The organism is Sporichthya brevicatena, assembly GCF_039525035.1.
Lineage (GTDB): Bacteria > Actinomycetota > Actinomycetes > Sporichthyales > Sporichthyaceae > Sporichthya > Sporichthya brevicatena.
Map to the genome: position 1 here is coordinate 92,998 of NZ_BAAAHE010000021.1, position 14,620 is coordinate 107,617.

The window sequence follows — 14,620 nt, forward strand, 5'->3', positions numbered from 1 at the left end:
CCTCCCGGCCAAACGGTCGCTACATTGAGCCGATGGCTGAGCGCCCCACGGCGAGCGACCACCCCACCCGCTCGCGACGGAAGTTCGCGGGTCTGACGCAGTGTGCGTTGGTCGCCGCGTGCGCCGCGCTGTACTTCCTCACCCGGAACTTCACCGAGGGCTCGCAGGAGCGCGCGACCGAGAACGCCTACTCGATCCTCAGCTTCGAGGACCGGCTCGACATCGCGTGGGAGAACAGCATCCACTCGGCCGTCGTGGCCCATCAGAGCATGATCACGTTCTTCAACTGGGTCTACATCTGGGGCCACTGGCCCGTCATCATCACCACGCTGGTGCTGCTCCACCGCTACGCCCGGCCGGCGTACACCCAGCTCCGGAACGCGATGATCGTCTCCGGCGGCATCGGCCTGCTGATCTTCGCCCGGTACCCGGTCAGCCCGCCACGGCTGCTGCCCGAGGCGGAGTTCGTCGACACCGTGACGGTCTGGTCGCACTCCTACCGGGTCCTGCAGCCGCCGGCGTTCGTCAACCAGTACGCCGCGATGCCGAGCCTGCACGTCGGCTGGAACCTGCTCGTCGGGATCGTGGTCTGGCGGGCCGCGCGGCACTGGGTGCTGCGTGCCCTGGCCGTGGCGTCCCCTGTCCTGATGGCGACGGCGGTCGTGGCCACCGCCAACCACTACGTCCTCGACGTGGTCTGCGGGTCGGTCGTGGCGCTCACCGGGTACAGCGCCGTCCTCGCCTACGAGCGCTTCCGCGGCCGCTCACCGAAGTCTCCCGGTCAACGTCGTCAGCCGAACCTGCACTGGCGTCCCGGAGCAGTCCCCCATCGTGCCTGACGGCACGTCAGATCCCGCTCAGGCCGGGACGAGGGTGGCGGCCTGAAGGATCGCGGACGGGTCGGCGCCGAGCGAGAGGGCGTCCGGCGCGGCACCGGAGACGACGAGCATGTGACCGACCGAGGCGATCATCGGGCCGTTGTCGGTGCAGTACTTCAGCGCCGGGATCCGCAGGCGCACCCCGGCGGCCGCGGCGCGCTCGGCGGCGACCTCCCGCAGGCGGCTGTTGGCCGCGACTCCGCCGACGATGAGCAGGTCGCCGCACTGCCGCTCCCCGCAGGCGGCGAGCGACTTGTCGACGAGCACGTCGACCACGGCGTCCTGGAACGAGGCCGCGACGTCCGCGACCGGGATCGGCTCGCCGGCGCGCTCGCGGGCCTCCACCCAGCGGGCGACGGCGGTCTTGAGGCCGGAGAACGAGAACTCGAACGGCGGGTCCTGCGGACGCGAGAGCCCACGCGGGAACGCGATCGCGGTCGGGTTCCCCTCCTTGGCGATCCGGTCGATGGCCGGGCCGCCGGGGAACGGCAGCCCGAGCACCCGGCCGACCTTGTCGAACGCCTCACCGGCGGCGTCGTCGAGCGTGTCGCCGAGGTGCTCGATGGGGTCGTTCACGAGGTCGCGGCAGTACAGCAGCGACGTGTGCCCGCCGGAGACGATCAGGACGACGCAGGGGTTCGGCAGCGCGCCGTGCGCCAGCGCGTCGGCGGCGACGTGCCCGGCGAGGTGGTGGACGCCGTAGAGCGGGACGCCCCACGCGATCGAGTACGCCTTGGCGGCGGCGAGGCCGACCTGCAACGCGGTCGCGAGGCCCGGTCCGGCGGTGACGGCGATCGCGTCGACGTCGGCCGAGGTGATGCCCGCCCGCTCCAGCGCCAGCTCCATGGCCGGCACCAGCGCCTCCAGGTGGGCCCGCGCCGCGACCTCGGGGACGACGCCGCCGAAGCGGGCGTGCTCGTCCATGCTCGACGCCAGCGCCTCGCCGATCAGCTCACCGTCACGAACGACGCCGACACCGGTCTCGTCGCACGAGGTCTCGATCCCCACCACCACAGGCATGGGGCCCATTGTGACTCAGGGGTGCGCGCGGGCGAACTCGGCGAGGCGCTCGGCGGCCCGGGCGCAGTCGAAGGCGGCCTGGCGGAAGGCCACGGCGGCGGCCAGCAGCTCGGGCTTCCCCACGTTCTCCCCGACCGGGTGGTGGTCCTGCGTCTGCAGATAGCGCCGGGCGGCGGCCTCGGTGTCCGCGTCCAGCTCGGACCACCCCGCCGGGGCGGTCGCGGGGTCGGTGAAGCGGGCGCGCAGCTCGCGCTGGGCGGAGTCCATGCGCGCGAACGCCTCGGCGGCCGCCTCCTGCGCCGCCCGGGCCTCCCACGCCCGGCGCTTCTTCCCGCGCAACCGGCGCGGGGGCTCGGCCCCGAGACCCGTGGTACTCACGACGCGCTCACCTCCGTGCGGCGCGAGGCCGGTCCGCCCATCCGCTTGTTGTGCGCGACCGAGCTGGCGATGCCGCCCAGGACGAAGAGCAGACCGATGCCGCCGGTGATGAGTTCGTCGACGTGGATCGAGATCGTCAGCAGCAGGATCACCGCGAGCGCCCCGATCGCCCACATCGCGCCGTGCTCCAGATAGATGTAGTCGCCGAGAGTCCCGCGCCGCACGAGGAAGACCGTGAACGAGCGGATGTAGAGCGCTCCGATGCCGAGGCCGAGCGCGATGATGATCGGGTCCTGGGTGATGGCGAACGCGCCGAGCACGCCGTCGAACGAGAACGACGCGTCGAGGATGTTCACGTAGAGGAACAGGAAGAACCCGGCCTTGCCCGTGGCCGCCGCGGTCGCCGACGGACCGCTACGTGTCACCGGGACGGTCGGCAGCGCGTCGTCGGAGTCCTCGGACAGGACGTCCTCCCCCACACCCTGGCTCTCGAACAACCGGCCGAGGCCGTCGACCAGCAGGTACGTGATCAGGCCGAGGACGCCGGAGATGAGGACCTCGCCCGGGTCGTCGGCGAGGTACTCCGCGGCCAGCGCCAGCGAGGTCAGGGCCAGGATGATCGAGGCCGTCGGCAGGACGCCGGCCCGGGCCAGCGGTCGTTCGATGAGGGTCAGCCAGTGGTGCGGGCGCTCGGTGTCGAACAGGAAGTCCAGGAAGAGCATCAGCAGGAACATGCCGCCGAAGGACGCGACCAGCGGGTGTGCCTCGTCGAGCAGGTACGCGTAGGACCCCGGTTCGTGGATGTCGCCCTTCTCCAGGGCGAGGTCGATCGCCTCGATCGGCCCGAGGTGGGCGGTCACACCGACGATGAGCAGCGGGAACACCAGGCGCATGCCGAAGACCGCGATGAGCACGCCGACGGTGAGGAACATCCGCTGCCAGAAGTGGCTCATCCGTTCGAGGATCTTCGCGTTGACGACCGCGTTGTCGAACGAGAGCGAGATCTCCAGGATCGACAGGATCGCGACCAGCAGGAGGCCCTCGATCCCGCCGTACAGCAGGCCGGCGGCCAGGCCGAGAGCAGTGATCCCGAAGGACCACCCGAAGGTCTTGAGGATCAACGAACCGCCTTGCCGTCGCGTCCGATCTCGGGACGCGGCGAGCCTAGTCGGACACCGAGCGCCACTTTGCGCGGGCGCACATCGCGGCGAACCGGACGAATCGCTCCGCGCGGACCCGGACGTGTTCTCACCCACAGTGATTGTTCGTGTACAGATCTGGTAACGAACAGGTCTCGCGCCTACCCTTCCAGAGTGCTGTTCACGTCCCGCCCTGCGATCGCCGGCGCTCTCGCGCTCGGTGCGGTCGCCGCGCTCGCGGTCCCCGCGGCCGCGGCGCCGACGGTCCGCGAGGCCGACGACCGGAGCGGGGTCCTGGTCTCGATCAGCGCCCCGGCGACCGTCGACCGCGGCCAAGACGCGACGCTCGGCGTCACCGTCCGGGACGTCGGCTCCGGGCAGCCGATGGCCGAAACGCTGGTCGTCGTCCTCCGCCGGGCCGCCGGTGAGGGCGGCTGGGCCGAGGCCGAGCGGACCGTCACCGACGCCCGCGGGCGCGCGGTCGTCTCGGCGGCCGTCAAACCGCCGTCGACGGACTTCAAGGCCAAGGTTCCGCGCAGCGACACCCACCGGTGGGGCCGCAGCGCCAAGGTGACCGTCACCGTCAACTGACTCCCGTCCCCGGCCGAGGACAGGGGTCGGCGGACTCAGACCGCCGTGATCGGCAACTGCCGGCCGAGGCGGCGGGACGCGGCGATCCGGTCCGGGTCCACGACGCCGTAGGTGGTCGTGCGTTGCCGGGTGGGGCGGCCGATGCCGGTGGCGATGGCTTCGAGCTCGAGCGGGGTCTTCTGCGACCCGTGCTCGGAGCCGGCCATCCGGGAGATCGTCTCCTCCATCAACGTGCCGCCGAGGTCGTTGACCCCGGCGCGGAGCATCGCGCGGGTGCCCTCGACCCCGAGCTTGACCCAGGAGGTCTGGATGTTGTCGATCCGGCCGTGCAGCAGCAGACGGGCCATCGCGTGGACGGCGAGGTTGTCCCGCTGCGTCGGGCCCGGACGGGCGACGCCGGCGAGGTAGAGCGGCGCGCTCTGGTGCACGAACGGGAGCGGGACGAACTCGGTGAACCCGCCGGTCTCGCCCTGCAGGCGCGCGAGCAGTTTGAGGTGCGCGACCCAGTGGGCCGGGGTGTCGACGTGGCCGTACATCATCGTCGAGCTCGACCGGATCCCGACGGCGTGCGCGGTCGTGACGACCTCGATCCACGCCGCGGTCGGAAGCTTGCCCTTGGTCAGGATCCAGCGGACCTCGTCGTCGAGGATCTCCGCCGCCGTGCCCGGGATGGTGTCGAGCCCGGCCTCACGGGCGGCGCTCAGCCACTCGCGGATCGACAGGCCGGCGCGGGTCGCGCCGTTGACGACCTCCATCGGGCTGAAGGCGTGCACGTGCATGCCCGGGACCCGGCGCTTGACCTCACGGACGAGATCGAAGTACGCCGTGCCGGGCAGGTCGGGGTCGATCCCGCCCTGCATGCAGACCTCGGTCGCGCCGACCTCCCACGCCTCGGCGGCGCGGTCGCCGACCTGTTCGACCGACAGGGAGTACGCGTCGGCGTCGGTGCGCCGTTGGGCGAACGCGCAGAACCGGCATCCGGTGTAGCAGACGTTGGTGAAGTTGATGTTCCGGTTGACGACGTAGGTGACCTCGTCGCCGACGACGTCCCGGCGGACCGCGTCGGCGAGGTCCAGCAGCGCCGTCAGCGCCGGCCCGTCGGCGGTCATCAGCGCGAGGGCCTGATCGTGCGTCAGATCGGCCGGGGACCGCTCCGCCGCCCGCAGCGCCGCAGCGACGTCGGCATCCAGCCGCTCGGGCGCAACAGCGATCCGACGGGCGTCCTCGCGGACCGCGTCCCAGTCCCCGTAGGCGGCGTCGATGTCCGACCGGGTCTCGGTGCGCCGGCCCTCGGTGTCGATCGCGGTGTGCAGGTCCACCCGGCCCGCTCCACCGGCGCCCCACTCCGGGTCCGGCTCCTGCCACGGCAGCCCCGTCGGGATCACGCCCGGCTTCGCGAGACCGGTCTCGGCGTCCGCGAGAGCCTCGACGTGCGGGCGCACCCGCGGATCGATCCACGGCTCGGGGTTGCGCACGTACTCGGGATGCACCGTCAGCCGCGGCATCAGCGTGAACCCGGCCGCCTCGGTCGCCGCGCCGAGCACGTCCAGCGCCGGCCACGGCCGCTCCGGGTTGACGTGATCCGGCGTCAGGGGCGAGACCCCACCCCAGTCGTCCACGCCCGCGGCCAGCAGGTCAGCCAATTCCGCGGTGTCGGACAGGTTCGGCGGCGCCTGCACCCGCACCTTCGCCCCGAGCACCACCCGCGCGGTCGCGACCGCGGCGAGGTACTCCTCGCGGTCGGCGTCCGGGACCGACCGCATCGCGGTGTCGGGCTTGGCGCGGAAGTTCTGGATGATCACTTCCTGCACGCCGCCGTAGGCCCGAGCGACCCGGCGCAGCGCGAACAGCGACTCCGCCCGCTCCGCGACGGTCTCCCCGATGCCGATCAGCAGCCCGGTCGTGAACGGCACGTTCAACCGGCCCGCGTCCTCCAGCACGCGCAGCCGCACCGCGGGGTCCTTGTCCGGCGAGCCGTAGTGCGCGCCCCCGGGTTCGGTGAACAACCGAGTCGCGGTCGTCTCCAGCATCATCCCCATCGACGGCGCGACCGGCTTGCACCGCGCGATCTCCTGCCACGACATCACGCCCGGATTCAGGTGCGGCAGCAGGCCGGTCTCCTCCAGGACCCGCACCGCGAGCGAGCGGACGTAGTCCAGCGTCGAGTCGTACCCCTTCGAGTCCAGCCACTCCCGCGCCACCGGCCAGCGGTCCTCGGGCCGGTCCCCCAGCGTGAACAACGCCTCCAGGCACCCGAGCTCGGCGCCCTCCTTGCACAACGCCACCACCTCGTCCGGGGACAGGTAGGGCTCGCGCTCCTCACGCCGCAGTGCGCCCGGCGTCGTCACGAACGTGCAGTAGTGACACCGGTCCCGACACAACCGGGTCACCGGGACGAACACCTTCGGCGAGAACGTCACGACGCCCGGACGGCCCGCGGCCACCAGCCCGGCATCCCGCACCCGGCCCGCGGTGGCCATCAGATCGGCCAGGTCCTCACCCCGGCACGCCAGCAGGACGGCCACCTCGTCGAGGTTGAGCGTCGACCCGTCGCGGGCTCGGCGCAGGGCACGTCGCACTTCGGCCGCGGTCGGTGTCACACGACCATCCTCGGTACCGGGCCCGCGGGACCGGAAACCGGGGGTGCACGTCAGGCGGCGAACCGCTCCACCAGCATCGCGCAGAACGCCTTCAGGTCGTCGGGTTTGCGGGAGCTGATCAGCACGCCCGGGCCGGACTCGTCGACCACGACCTCCTCGTCGACCCAGGTCGCCCCGGCGTTGCGCAGATCGGTCGCGAGGCTCGGCCAGCTCGTCAGGGTGCGGCCGCGGACGACGTCCGCCTCGACGAGCGTCCAGGGCCCGTGACAGATCACCGCGACCGGCTTACCGGAGTTCACCATCGCCGCGATGAAGCCGACCGCCGCCGCCTCGGACCGCAGCTGATCCGGGTTCGCGACGCCGCCGGGCAGGACGAGCGCGTCGAACTGTTCCGCGGACACCTCGGCGACGACCTCGTCGACGGGGAAGGTGTCGGCCTTGTCCAGGTGGTCGAAGGCCTGCACGGTGCCCTCGTTCGGCGCGAGCAGGCGCGGGGTGCCGCCGGCGGCCTTCACGGCCTCCCACGGCTCGGTGAGCTCCACCTGTTCGGCGCCCTCGTTGGCGACCAGGAACGCGACCGTCCGGCCGCGCAGTCCGTCCGTCAGTTGTTCCGTCATCGTCAGCCCCTCTCGTCCGGGTCTCCTGAAGGCGGCTACCCGGACCGGGGCGGGACATGTCGGAGGCTCAGGCCCCCGCGAGCTTCGTCCGGAGGAACTTCGCGACGCCGTCGATCGCGTCGAGCGCCTCGGGGATCTGCGCCATCGAGCGGGCGAACCCGTGCATCTGGCCGTCGAAGCTGACCCGCTCCACGGGCACGCCGGCCTTCTCGATGGCGTCGGCGAGCGCGAGACCCTCGTCGCGCAGTGGGTCGAAACCGGCCGTGAGGACCTGCGTCGGCGGGAGCTTCGACAGGTCGAGCTCGAGCAGGTCGGCGGGCAGCGCGGTCCGCGGCTCCGGGTTGAGGTACTGCTCCCAGTACCAGCGCATCGACTCGCGCGTCAGGCCGTAGCCGCTACCCAGCGTCTCCCAGGACGGGGTGTCGAGCTTCGGCGAGACGACGGGGTAGATCAGGCCGAGGCCGGAGATCGGGATGCCCGCCGTGCCGGCGACGCTCGCGACCAGCGTGACCAGGTGCGCGCCGGCGCTGTCGCCGCAGAGGGCGATCGGGTTGCCCTCGGTCATGGACGCCTGGACGACCTTCATCACCTGGCCGGCCGCGACGGGGTGCTGCGCCTCGGGCGCCAGCGTGTACCCGACGGAGACGACCGTGACGCCGGACCGGTTCGCCAGCGCCCGGCAGACGGTGTCGTAGGTGTCGAGCGTCCCGGTGACCCAGCCGCCGCCGTGGGCGTAGACGATCCCGGCCGGGGCGGCGTCCACCGGGCGGTACACCCGGACGAGGACCTCGTCGATCTGCCCGTCGACGACCGTCTCCACCGGCTCGCCCGGACCGGACAGGAACTCGGCGCGCGCGGCGTGCGCGGCCTGCGCCTCTTCCGGGGTCCCGGCCTCGACCGGGGTACCCGGCAGGGCCTGGAGTGCTTCGAGCAGGGCGGCAGCGGAGGCGTCGAGCGAGGTCATGGGCTCACGTTAGCCGGATCACGCCGACGCGCTGCGGCGCCGTCCGCTCCGGAGATCACCGCGTCGGCACGTGCAGCCCGCGCGTTCCGACCGGCCCCACGAGGTGGAAGTGCTCGAGCGCGGGCTGGTCGGGGAATTCCAGCCGGCCCCGGGCCACGGCGACCGCGCAGACCCCCGCCATGACGATCCCGCACCCGCCGAGGATCGCCGCGGCGAGGAGCACGACGGTCGTCACCAGCCAGCCCGGCACGTCGGCGACGGCGAGGATCGGGACGCAGAGGAGGAACACGGCCGGCGAGTAGAACGAGACCCACGCGTCGACCTGCATGACGCGGCGCAGCATGCGGTCCTCGGGCCGGGCCGTCGCGTTCGGAGTCATGCTCCCAGCCTGGCCGCCGCCGTGCGGAGAGTCGATTACCTGTCAGGTAGTCAGGTCAGGACCGCCGGCGGTGCACCGAGACGGCGTACCCGCCCTCCGGCGTCCAGTCCTCGCCGTCCCAGGTGCCGCGGCGGTCGACGGAGCTCAGACCGGCGGCCGCGCACCAGGCGTCGTAGTCCTCGATCGGGACGATCGCGGCGGGCTCGGGCAGGTGAGCGCGGTCCAGGCCGAACCCGGAGACCAGCAGCCCGTCCGGGCGCAGGTGTGCGGCCAGTCGCTGCAGGACCCGTTCCCCGGTGCCGGGCGCGAGGAACGGGAACACGTTGCCGGCGGCCACCACGAGATCGAACGGGGCCGCGTCGGGGGTGGTGCTCAGGTCGAGCTCGGCGAGGTCGGCCAGGTACCAGCGCACGCCGGGGATGCGCCGGGCGACCGCGAGCATCGAGACGTCGACGTCGGCGCCCGCGACGTCGAACCCGAGCTCGGCCAACCGGGCACCGACGCGTCCGGTCCCGCACCCGGCATCGAGGATCCGCGCGCCGGGCTCCACCAGCGCCGCGACGAAATTCGCCTCGCCGTGCATGTCCTTGCCGGTCGCGGCGAGGGCCGCGATCCGGGCGGCGTAGGCCTCCCCGTCGAACGGGGTGCTCACGGGGTGCCCGCCGCCGGCAGCGCGGTACCGACGACGGTGTTCCAGGTCCGGATCCGCCAGTCGGTGACCAGACCGTTCGCGACGTACGGGTCGGCGGCGACGAAGGCCGCGATCGCGTCCTCGCTGCCCTCGGCCCAGACCAGCAGCGCCCGGTCGTAGGGGTCGGCCAGGGCGCCGGCGAGCACCAGTTCGCCGCGCTCGACCGCGGCCTCCAGCAGACCGAGGTGCGCGGCGCGGAACTCGCCCCGGCGTTCGAGGTAGGTGTCGGCGAGCGAGTACTCCAGAACCACGTGCGTCATGGCGGCAACCTACTCACCCGCCACACTGGAGCCCATGTCTCCGGCTTCCTCCCCGGTTCACCCGAGCCTGTCGCTCCGCCAGCTCTTCCCTGGTCTCGTGCAGGGGGCGGGGCGCGGCGACGACCGGCCCGACGCCCTCGCGGTGGACGGCGTCAGCTGCTCGCGGGCGGACCTGCTCGCCGCGGCGCTGTCCCTCGCCGGTCGGCTGACCGGGGCGCGCACGGTGGTCGTCGAGGCCACGCCGACGCTCGACACCGTCACCGCCGTCGTCGGGGCGCTGGCGGCCGGGGTCGCGGTGGTCCCGCTCGCGCCGGACGCCGGACCGCTCGAACGCGGCCACGTGCTGCGGGACTCCGGTGCCGACGCCGTCCTCGGCGACCCCGCGTGGGCCGGCGAGGCCGAGTCGCCGCTCGAGCGCATCCCGGTGCCGGCGCCCGGCACCGACGAGGCCTGCCGCCTCGACGCGGACACCCGCGCAGGGTCGTTCGTCATGTACACCTCCGGCACCACCGGACCGCCCAAGGGCGTCGTGCTCTCCGCCGGCGCCGTGGCCGCCGACCTCGACTCCCTCGCCGAGGCGTGGGCCTGGACGGCGGAGGACGTCCTCGTCCACGGCCTGCCGCTGTTCCACGTGCACGGGCTCGTGCTCGGCGTGCTCGGGTCGCTCCGGACCGGCAATGCGCTCGTGCACACCGGCCGGCCCCTGCCCGAGCGCTACGCCGCCGCCGGCGGCTCGCTCTACTTCGGCGTGCCGACGGTGTGGTCGCGCATGGTGGCCGAGCCCGCGACCGCCGCCGCGCTGCGCCCCGCGCGTCTGCTGGTCTCGGGCAGCGCCGGGCTCCCGGCGCCGGTCTTCGACGCCCTCACGGGGCTGACGGGCCATCAGCCCGTCGAGCGGTACGGCATGACGGAGACCCTGATCACCATCGGCGCCCGCGCCGACGGCGAGCGCCGGCCCGGCCAGGTCGGGCTGCCGCTGTCGGGGGTACGCACGCGGATCCTCGGCGAGGACGGGGATCCGGTGCCCCACGACGGCGAGACCGTCGGCGACCTGCAGGTGCAGGCCCCGACGATGTTCGACGGCTACCTGAACCGGCCCGAGGCCACCGCCGCCTGCTGGACCGAGGACGGCTGGTTCGTCACCGGCGACGTCGCGACGATCGGGCCCGACGGCTGGCACCGCATCGTCGGCCGGGCGTCGGTGGACCTGATCAAGAGCGGCGGCTACCGCATCGGCGCCGGCGAGGTGGAGGCCGCGCTGCTCGCGCACCCCGGTGTTCGCGAGGCCGCCGTCGTCGGCGAACCCGACCCCGACCTGGGTCAGCGCATCGTCGCGTTCGTCGTCGCCGACGAGGGGACGGACCCCGCGGTCCTCACGCAATTCGTGGCGGACGGACTCTCCGTGCACAAGCGGCCACGGCGCGTGGAGTTCGTCGAGAGCCTGCCACGTAACGCTCTGGGCAAGGTGCAGAAGTCGCTGTTGATCCCGGGAGCCTGACCGGGGCTAAGGTGAGGCTCACCTTAACGAGATCGGCCAGGAAAGAGTTCCCCATGCGCCTGCCCCGCGCTCCCCGCCGCCTCGCGGCCGCCACCGCCGTCGCCGCGCTCGTGCTCACCGTCGCCGCCTGTGGCGACGACGACGAGGCGACCTCGCGCAACATCACGCCGACCTCCGGCCAGATCGGGGCCTCCGGCTCCGGTTCGGGTTCCGGCTCCGGATCGGGGTCGGGCTCCGGGTCCGCGTCGGGCGCCTTCCAGGACCAGGAGTCGGCCGGCCCGCTCACGCCCGAGGAGCAGAAGGCGGTCGACGACTACCGCGCCTACGTCACGGCGCAGGTCGCCGACAGCATCGCCAAGTCCGAGGACCTGCTCCAGGCGATCAAGGACGGCAACGTCGCGAAGGCGAAGGAGCTCTACCCGCAGTCACGCGTCGGCTGGGAGAGCATCGAGCCCGTCGCGGCCGCGTTCGGCGACCTCGACCCGCGTCTGGACCTGCGTGAGGCCGACGTCGAGAGCGGGGACACCTGGACCGGGTGGCACGTCATCGAGAAGGCGCTCTGGGAGGACAAGACCACCGACGGCATGCAGCAGGTCGCCGAGACCCTCCTGAAGGACCTCGACGAACTTCGACAGTCGGTGCGGACCGTGGTCATCACCCCCACGCTGATGGCGAACGGTGCGAAGGAACTCCTCGACGAGGTCGCCTCCGGGAAGATCACCGGCGAGGAGGAGGCCTTCAGCCACACCGACCTCTGGGACTTCGACGCCAACGTCGCCGGCGCCAAGAAGGTCTTCGACCTCCTCAAGCCGATCGCGGAGAAGAACGACGCCGACCTCGTGAAGAAGATCGAGGAGGAGTTCGGTGACGTCGCGAACGAGCTCAAGAAGTACCGGAGCGGCGACGGCTTCGTCTCCTACGACACCGTCAAGGACGCGCAGCGCAAGGACCTGTCCGACGCCGTGAACGCCCTCGGCGAGCCGCTGTCCAAACTGGCCGGCGCGGTCCAGCCCAGCTCCAGCTCGAGCGGCAGCGGAAGTGGCAGTGGCAGTTCGAGCGGGAGCAGCAGCACCAGCTGAGGCTCCGTCACCACCGCACGGAGGTGAGCGAGATGAGTTCCGAGCCCACGAACGACGAGAGCACCGAACTGACCCCGGAGGTCAGTCGCCGGCGGGCGCTCGGGATCGCCGGGCTCGGGGCCGCCGCGATCGGTGGACTGGCGTACGTCGGCCGGGAGGCCGTCGCGAGCGCGGACTCGGAGAAGGCGTCCGCGCTCGCCGCCGGTGGGCTCGCCCCCCGCGGCCTCCCGATCGCGTTCCACGGTCCGCACCAGGCCGGGATCGCCACCCCGGTGCAGGACCGCCTGCACTTCACGACCTTCGACGTGAAGACCGAGAACCGGGGCGAGCTGATCTCGCTGCTGCAGGCGTGGACGCGCGCCGCGGAGCGGATGTGCAGCGGTCTCGACGCGGTCGAGGGCGGCGCCTTCCCGCGCATCCCCGAGTACCCGCCCGGTGACACCGGCGAGGCGGTGGGGCTGCCGGCGTCCCGGCTCACGCTGACGATCGGCTTCGGCCCGACGCTGTTCCGCAAGGGCGGCAAGGACCGCTTCGGCCTGACGGGGCGTAAGCCCGAAGCGCTGGAGGACCTGCCGAAGTTCCGCGGCGACACCCTCGACCCGCTCCGCAGCGGCGGCGACATCGCCGTCCAGGCGTGCTCCGACGACCCGCAGGTGGCGGTCCACGCGATCCGCAACCTCGCCCGCATCGGTTTCGGCACCGTGTCGGTGCGCTGGTCCCAGCTCGGCTTCGGCAAGACGTCCTCCACGACGCCGGAGGAGCAGACCCCACGCAACCTGTTCGGGTTCAAGGACGGCACGAACAACCCCGCGGTCGACGACACCGCGACGCTCGACCAACACATCTGGGTCGGAGCCGAGGACGAACCCGAGTGGCTCCGCGGCGGGTCGTACCTGGTCGCCCGGCGCATCCGGATGCTCATCGAGATCTGGGACCGCACCTCGCTGGTCGAGCAGGAAAGGATCATCGGCCGCGACAAGGCCGAAGGGGCCCCGGCCGGTCTCCGGTTCGAGCGCGACCCCGTCGACCCGGCCAAACAACCGCCGGACTCGCACGTTCTGCTCGCGATGCCGGAGACCAACGACGGCGCGACGATCCTGCGCCGCGGTTACTCGTTCGTCGACGGCTCGGACGGCCTCGGCCGCCTCGACGCCGGTCTGTTCTTTCTCGCCTACCAGCGCGACCCGCGGACCGGCTTCATCCCCGTCCAGCAGAAGCTCGCGCGCGCCGACGTCCTCAACGAGTACATCCGGCACACCGGCTCCGGCGTCTACGCCTGTCCGCCCGGCGTGACCGGGCCCGACCGCTGGTGGGGCGACACGCTGTTCGCCTGATACCTGAGCGTTTCCCAAGAACCCGGGCCGCTTGGGGCATTCGGGACATCTCGCACCGCCCCCTTCCCTAGGCTCCGCGACAAGCGAACTGGGGAGGGCGCTTTGGACGAGTTCGTCGCGATCCCGGCACAGGGGGCGACCGGGGGAATTCGGGTACGGGGCGCACGGCGCACGTTCGGTGCGCTGGCGGCCGTGGACTCCATCGATCTCGACGCGCGGCCCGGGGCGGTCACCGCACTGGTGGGCCCGTCGGGGTCCGGCAAGACGACGATGTTGATGATGCTGGCGACGTTGGTCGCCCCGGACGGCGGCGAGATCCGCGTGGCCGGCTTCGACCCGGCACGGAGTCCGGGTCAGGTCCGCGCGCGCGTGGGCTGGATGCCGGATTCCTTCGGCACCTACGGCAATCTGACGGCCCGTGAGGTTCTTGAGGTGGTCGGCGCGGCCCACCGCTTCCCCCGGCCGGAACGGTCGACGCGAGCCGCGGAACTGCTCCGCCGCGTCGGCCTCGGCAACGTCGCCGAGCGGCCGGTCCAGGCGCTGAACCGCGGCGAACAGCAACGCCTCGGCCTGGCTCGCGCGATGGTGCACCGCCCGCGCGTCCTCCTGCTGGACGAGCCCACCGCGGGTCTGGACCTGGTCAGCCGCGGCGAACTCACGCGCCTGCTCCGGGAGCTCGCCGGCGAGGGGCACACGATCCTGCTGACCGCCCGTACGCCGGCCGAGGTGGCCGGCATCGCCGACCACGTCGTCCTGGTCGCGGCCGGCCGTACGGTCTCCCGGCCCGACGCGGCACCGGGGGGACGCGCGCGGCCGGCGACGGAATCCCGGCCGTGGCGCATCCGCGCCCTGGACGACGACGTTCTGCTGACCGCCCTGCGCGCCTACGGCTTCCACCACGCCGCGTCGGCGACCATCGGGGTGCATGTGCTGCTGCGCGGGGACCAGGAAGCGGCCGATCTGCTCACCGCCCTCGTACGCGACGGAGTGCGCGTCGTCACACTCCAACCCGCCGAGATGACGGCGGGTGACGTCCGTCCTGGGGTCATTGCCGGATTTGGTGCTCATGACGGACCAGTTGCCGTGACGCAGCATCACGGGAACTCCACCGCGTGACGCCCGTGCCGGATACGTCCGATCCCGGGTAACCCGTTCGGCAGCATTCGCTGCGCGCGACTCCGCTAGTAGCTTT

The 14,620-nt window shown here is 72.4% G+C and carries 15 protein-coding genes; 6 read left to right on the forward strand and 9 right to left on the reverse strand.

Annotated elements, in window-relative coordinates; genetic code table 11:
* Window positions 1-32 precede the first annotated feature (32 nt).
* Window positions 33-839: a phosphatase PAP2 family protein gene (locus tag ABD401_RS13950; protein WP_344605692.1), complete on the forward strand. Its 807-nt coding sequence runs from the start codon at window positions 33-35 to the stop codon at window positions 837-839.
* Between the two features lie 18 nt (window positions 840-857).
* Here ABD401_RS13950 and tsaD read toward each other — a convergent pair whose 3' ends face one another.
* The 3 genes from tsaD to ABD401_RS13965 are packed head-to-tail and all read right to left on the reverse strand — an operon-like array spanning window position 858 to window position 3,397.
* Window positions 858-1,898: a tRNA (adenosine(37)-N6)-threonylcarbamoyltransferase complex transferase subunit TsaD gene (gene tsaD / locus ABD401_RS13955; protein ID WP_344605694.1), complete on the reverse strand. Its 1,041-nt coding sequence runs from the start codon at window positions 1,896-1,898 to the stop codon at window positions 858-860.
* Window positions 1,899-1,913: 15 nt separating this feature from the next.
* Entirely contained in the window at window positions 1,914-2,276 is a 363-nt protein-coding gene (locus ABD401_RS13960) for a hypothetical protein (RefSeq protein WP_344605696.1), read from the reverse strand.
* The gene (locus tag ABD401_RS13965; protein WP_344605698.1) at window positions 2,273-3,397 is read right to left on the reverse strand and encodes a DUF475 domain-containing protein; all 1,125 of its coding nucleotides are present in this window, start codon (window positions 3,395-3,397) and stop codon (window positions 2,273-2,275) included. Before ABD401_RS13965 ends, ABD401_RS13960 begins: the two co-directional genes overlap by 4 nt.
* A 192-nt stretch (window positions 3,398-3,589) precedes the next feature.
* Between ABD401_RS13965 and ABD401_RS13970 the strand changes: the two genes are divergently transcribed.
* On the forward strand, window positions 3,590-4,006 hold the full coding sequence (locus ABD401_RS13970) for a hypothetical protein (RefSeq protein ID WP_344605700.1): 417 nt from the start codon (window positions 3,590-3,592) through the stop codon (window positions 4,004-4,006).
* A 35-nt stretch (window positions 4,007-4,041) separates the two neighbouring features.
* On the opposite strand, the gene ABD401_RS13975 is transcribed toward ABD401_RS13970, so the two are convergent.
* The 6 genes from ABD401_RS13975 to ABD401_RS14000 all read right to left on the reverse strand — a co-directional run bounded on the left by ABD401_RS13975 (window position 4,042) and on the right by ABD401_RS14000 (window position 9,517).
* Window positions 4,042-6,606 (reverse strand): bifunctional FO biosynthesis protein CofGH, encoded by a 2,565-nt coding sequence (locus tag ABD401_RS13975; RefSeq protein ID WP_344605702.1) that lies wholly within the window; start codon window positions 6,604-6,606, stop codon window positions 4,042-4,044.
* A gap of 50 nt (window positions 6,607-6,656) precedes the next feature.
* Window positions 6,657-7,211, reverse strand: coding sequence for a type 1 glutamine amidotransferase domain-containing protein (locus tag ABD401_RS13980; RefSeq protein WP_344605786.1), 555 nt, complete (start codon window positions 7,209-7,211; stop codon window positions 6,657-6,659).
* Between the two features lie 79 nt (window positions 7,212-7,290).
* Complete coding sequence (locus tag ABD401_RS13985) at window positions 7,291-8,187, reverse strand: alpha/beta hydrolase (RefSeq protein ID WP_344605704.1); 897 nt, start codon at window positions 8,185-8,187, stop codon at window positions 7,291-7,293.
* Window positions 8,188-8,242: 55 nt separating this feature from the next.
* A complete protein-coding gene (locus ABD401_RS13990; RefSeq protein WP_344605706.1) occupies window positions 8,243-8,566 on the reverse strand; it encodes a hypothetical protein in 324 nt (107 codons plus the stop codon).
* A 55-nt stretch (window positions 8,567-8,621) separates the two neighbouring features.
* A complete protein-coding gene (locus ABD401_RS13995) occupies window positions 8,622-9,218 on the reverse strand; it encodes a class I SAM-dependent methyltransferase (RefSeq protein WP_344605708.1) in 597 nt (198 codons plus the stop codon).
* Window positions 9,215-9,517, reverse strand: coding sequence for a YciI-like protein (locus tag ABD401_RS14000; RefSeq protein WP_344605710.1), 303 nt, complete (start codon window positions 9,515-9,517; stop codon window positions 9,215-9,217). Before ABD401_RS14000 ends, ABD401_RS13995 begins: the two co-directional genes overlap by 4 nt.
* 34 nt (window positions 9,518-9,551) lie before the next feature.
* Here ABD401_RS14000 and ABD401_RS14005 point away from each other — a divergent pair, with 34 nt between their 5' ends.
* From ABD401_RS14005 to ABD401_RS14020, 4 genes are all read left to right on the forward strand, one after another.
* A complete protein-coding gene (locus ABD401_RS14005) occupies window positions 9,552-11,015 on the forward strand; it encodes an acyl-CoA synthetase (RefSeq protein WP_344605712.1) in 1,464 nt (487 codons plus the stop codon).
* A gap of 53 nt (window positions 11,016-11,068) precedes the next feature.
* Window positions 11,069-12,094, forward strand: a complete 1,026-nt coding sequence (gene efeO, locus ABD401_RS14010; RefSeq protein WP_344605714.1) for an iron uptake system protein EfeO — start codon at window positions 11,069-11,071, stop codon at window positions 12,092-12,094.
* 32 nt (window positions 12,095-12,126) lie between these two features.
* Window positions 12,127-13,428, forward strand: coding sequence for an iron uptake transporter deferrochelatase/peroxidase subunit (gene efeB, locus ABD401_RS14015; RefSeq protein WP_344605716.1), 1,302 nt, complete (start codon window positions 12,127-12,129; stop codon window positions 13,426-13,428).
* Window positions 13,429-13,530: 102 nt separating this feature from the next.
* Entirely contained in the window at window positions 13,531-14,544 is a 1,014-nt protein-coding gene (locus ABD401_RS14020; protein ID WP_344605718.1) for an ABC transporter ATP-binding protein, read from the forward strand.
* The last annotated feature ends 76 nt before the right edge of the window (window positions 14,545-14,620 follow it).

What these genes read in the sequence shown, in the direction of transcription:
- ABD401_RS13950 (WP_344605692.1), top strand. Translation starts at nt 33, where the DNA reads ATGGCTGAGCGCCCCACGGCGAGCGACCACCCCACCCGCTCGCGACGG.
- ABD401_RS14000 (WP_344605710.1), bottom strand. Translation starts at nt 9,517, where the DNA reads ATGACGCACGTGGTTCTGGAGTACTCGCTCGCCGACACCTACCTCGAA.
- efeO (WP_344605714.1), top strand. Translation starts at nt 11,069, where the DNA reads ATGCGCCTGCCCCGCGCTCCCCGCCGCCTCGCGGCCGCCACCGCCGTC.
- ABD401_RS13985 (WP_344605704.1), bottom strand. Translation starts at nt 8,187, where the DNA reads ATGACCTCGCTCGACGCCTCCGCTGCCGCCCTGCTCGAAGCACTCCAG.
- ABD401_RS13990 (WP_344605706.1), bottom strand. Translation starts at nt 8,566, where the DNA reads ATGACTCCGAACGCGACGGCCCGGCCCGAGGACCGCATGCTGCGCCGC.
- tsaD (WP_344605694.1), bottom strand. Translation starts at nt 1,898, where the DNA reads ATGCCTGTGGTGGTGGGGATCGAGACCTCGTGCGACGAGACCGGTGTC.
- efeB (WP_344605716.1), top strand. Translation starts at nt 12,127, where the DNA reads ATGAGTTCCGAGCCCACGAACGACGAGAGCACCGAACTGACCCCGGAG.
- ABD401_RS14005 (WP_344605712.1), top strand. Translation starts at nt 9,552, where the DNA reads ATGTCTCCGGCTTCCTCCCCGGTTCACCCGAGCCTGTCGCTCCGCCAG.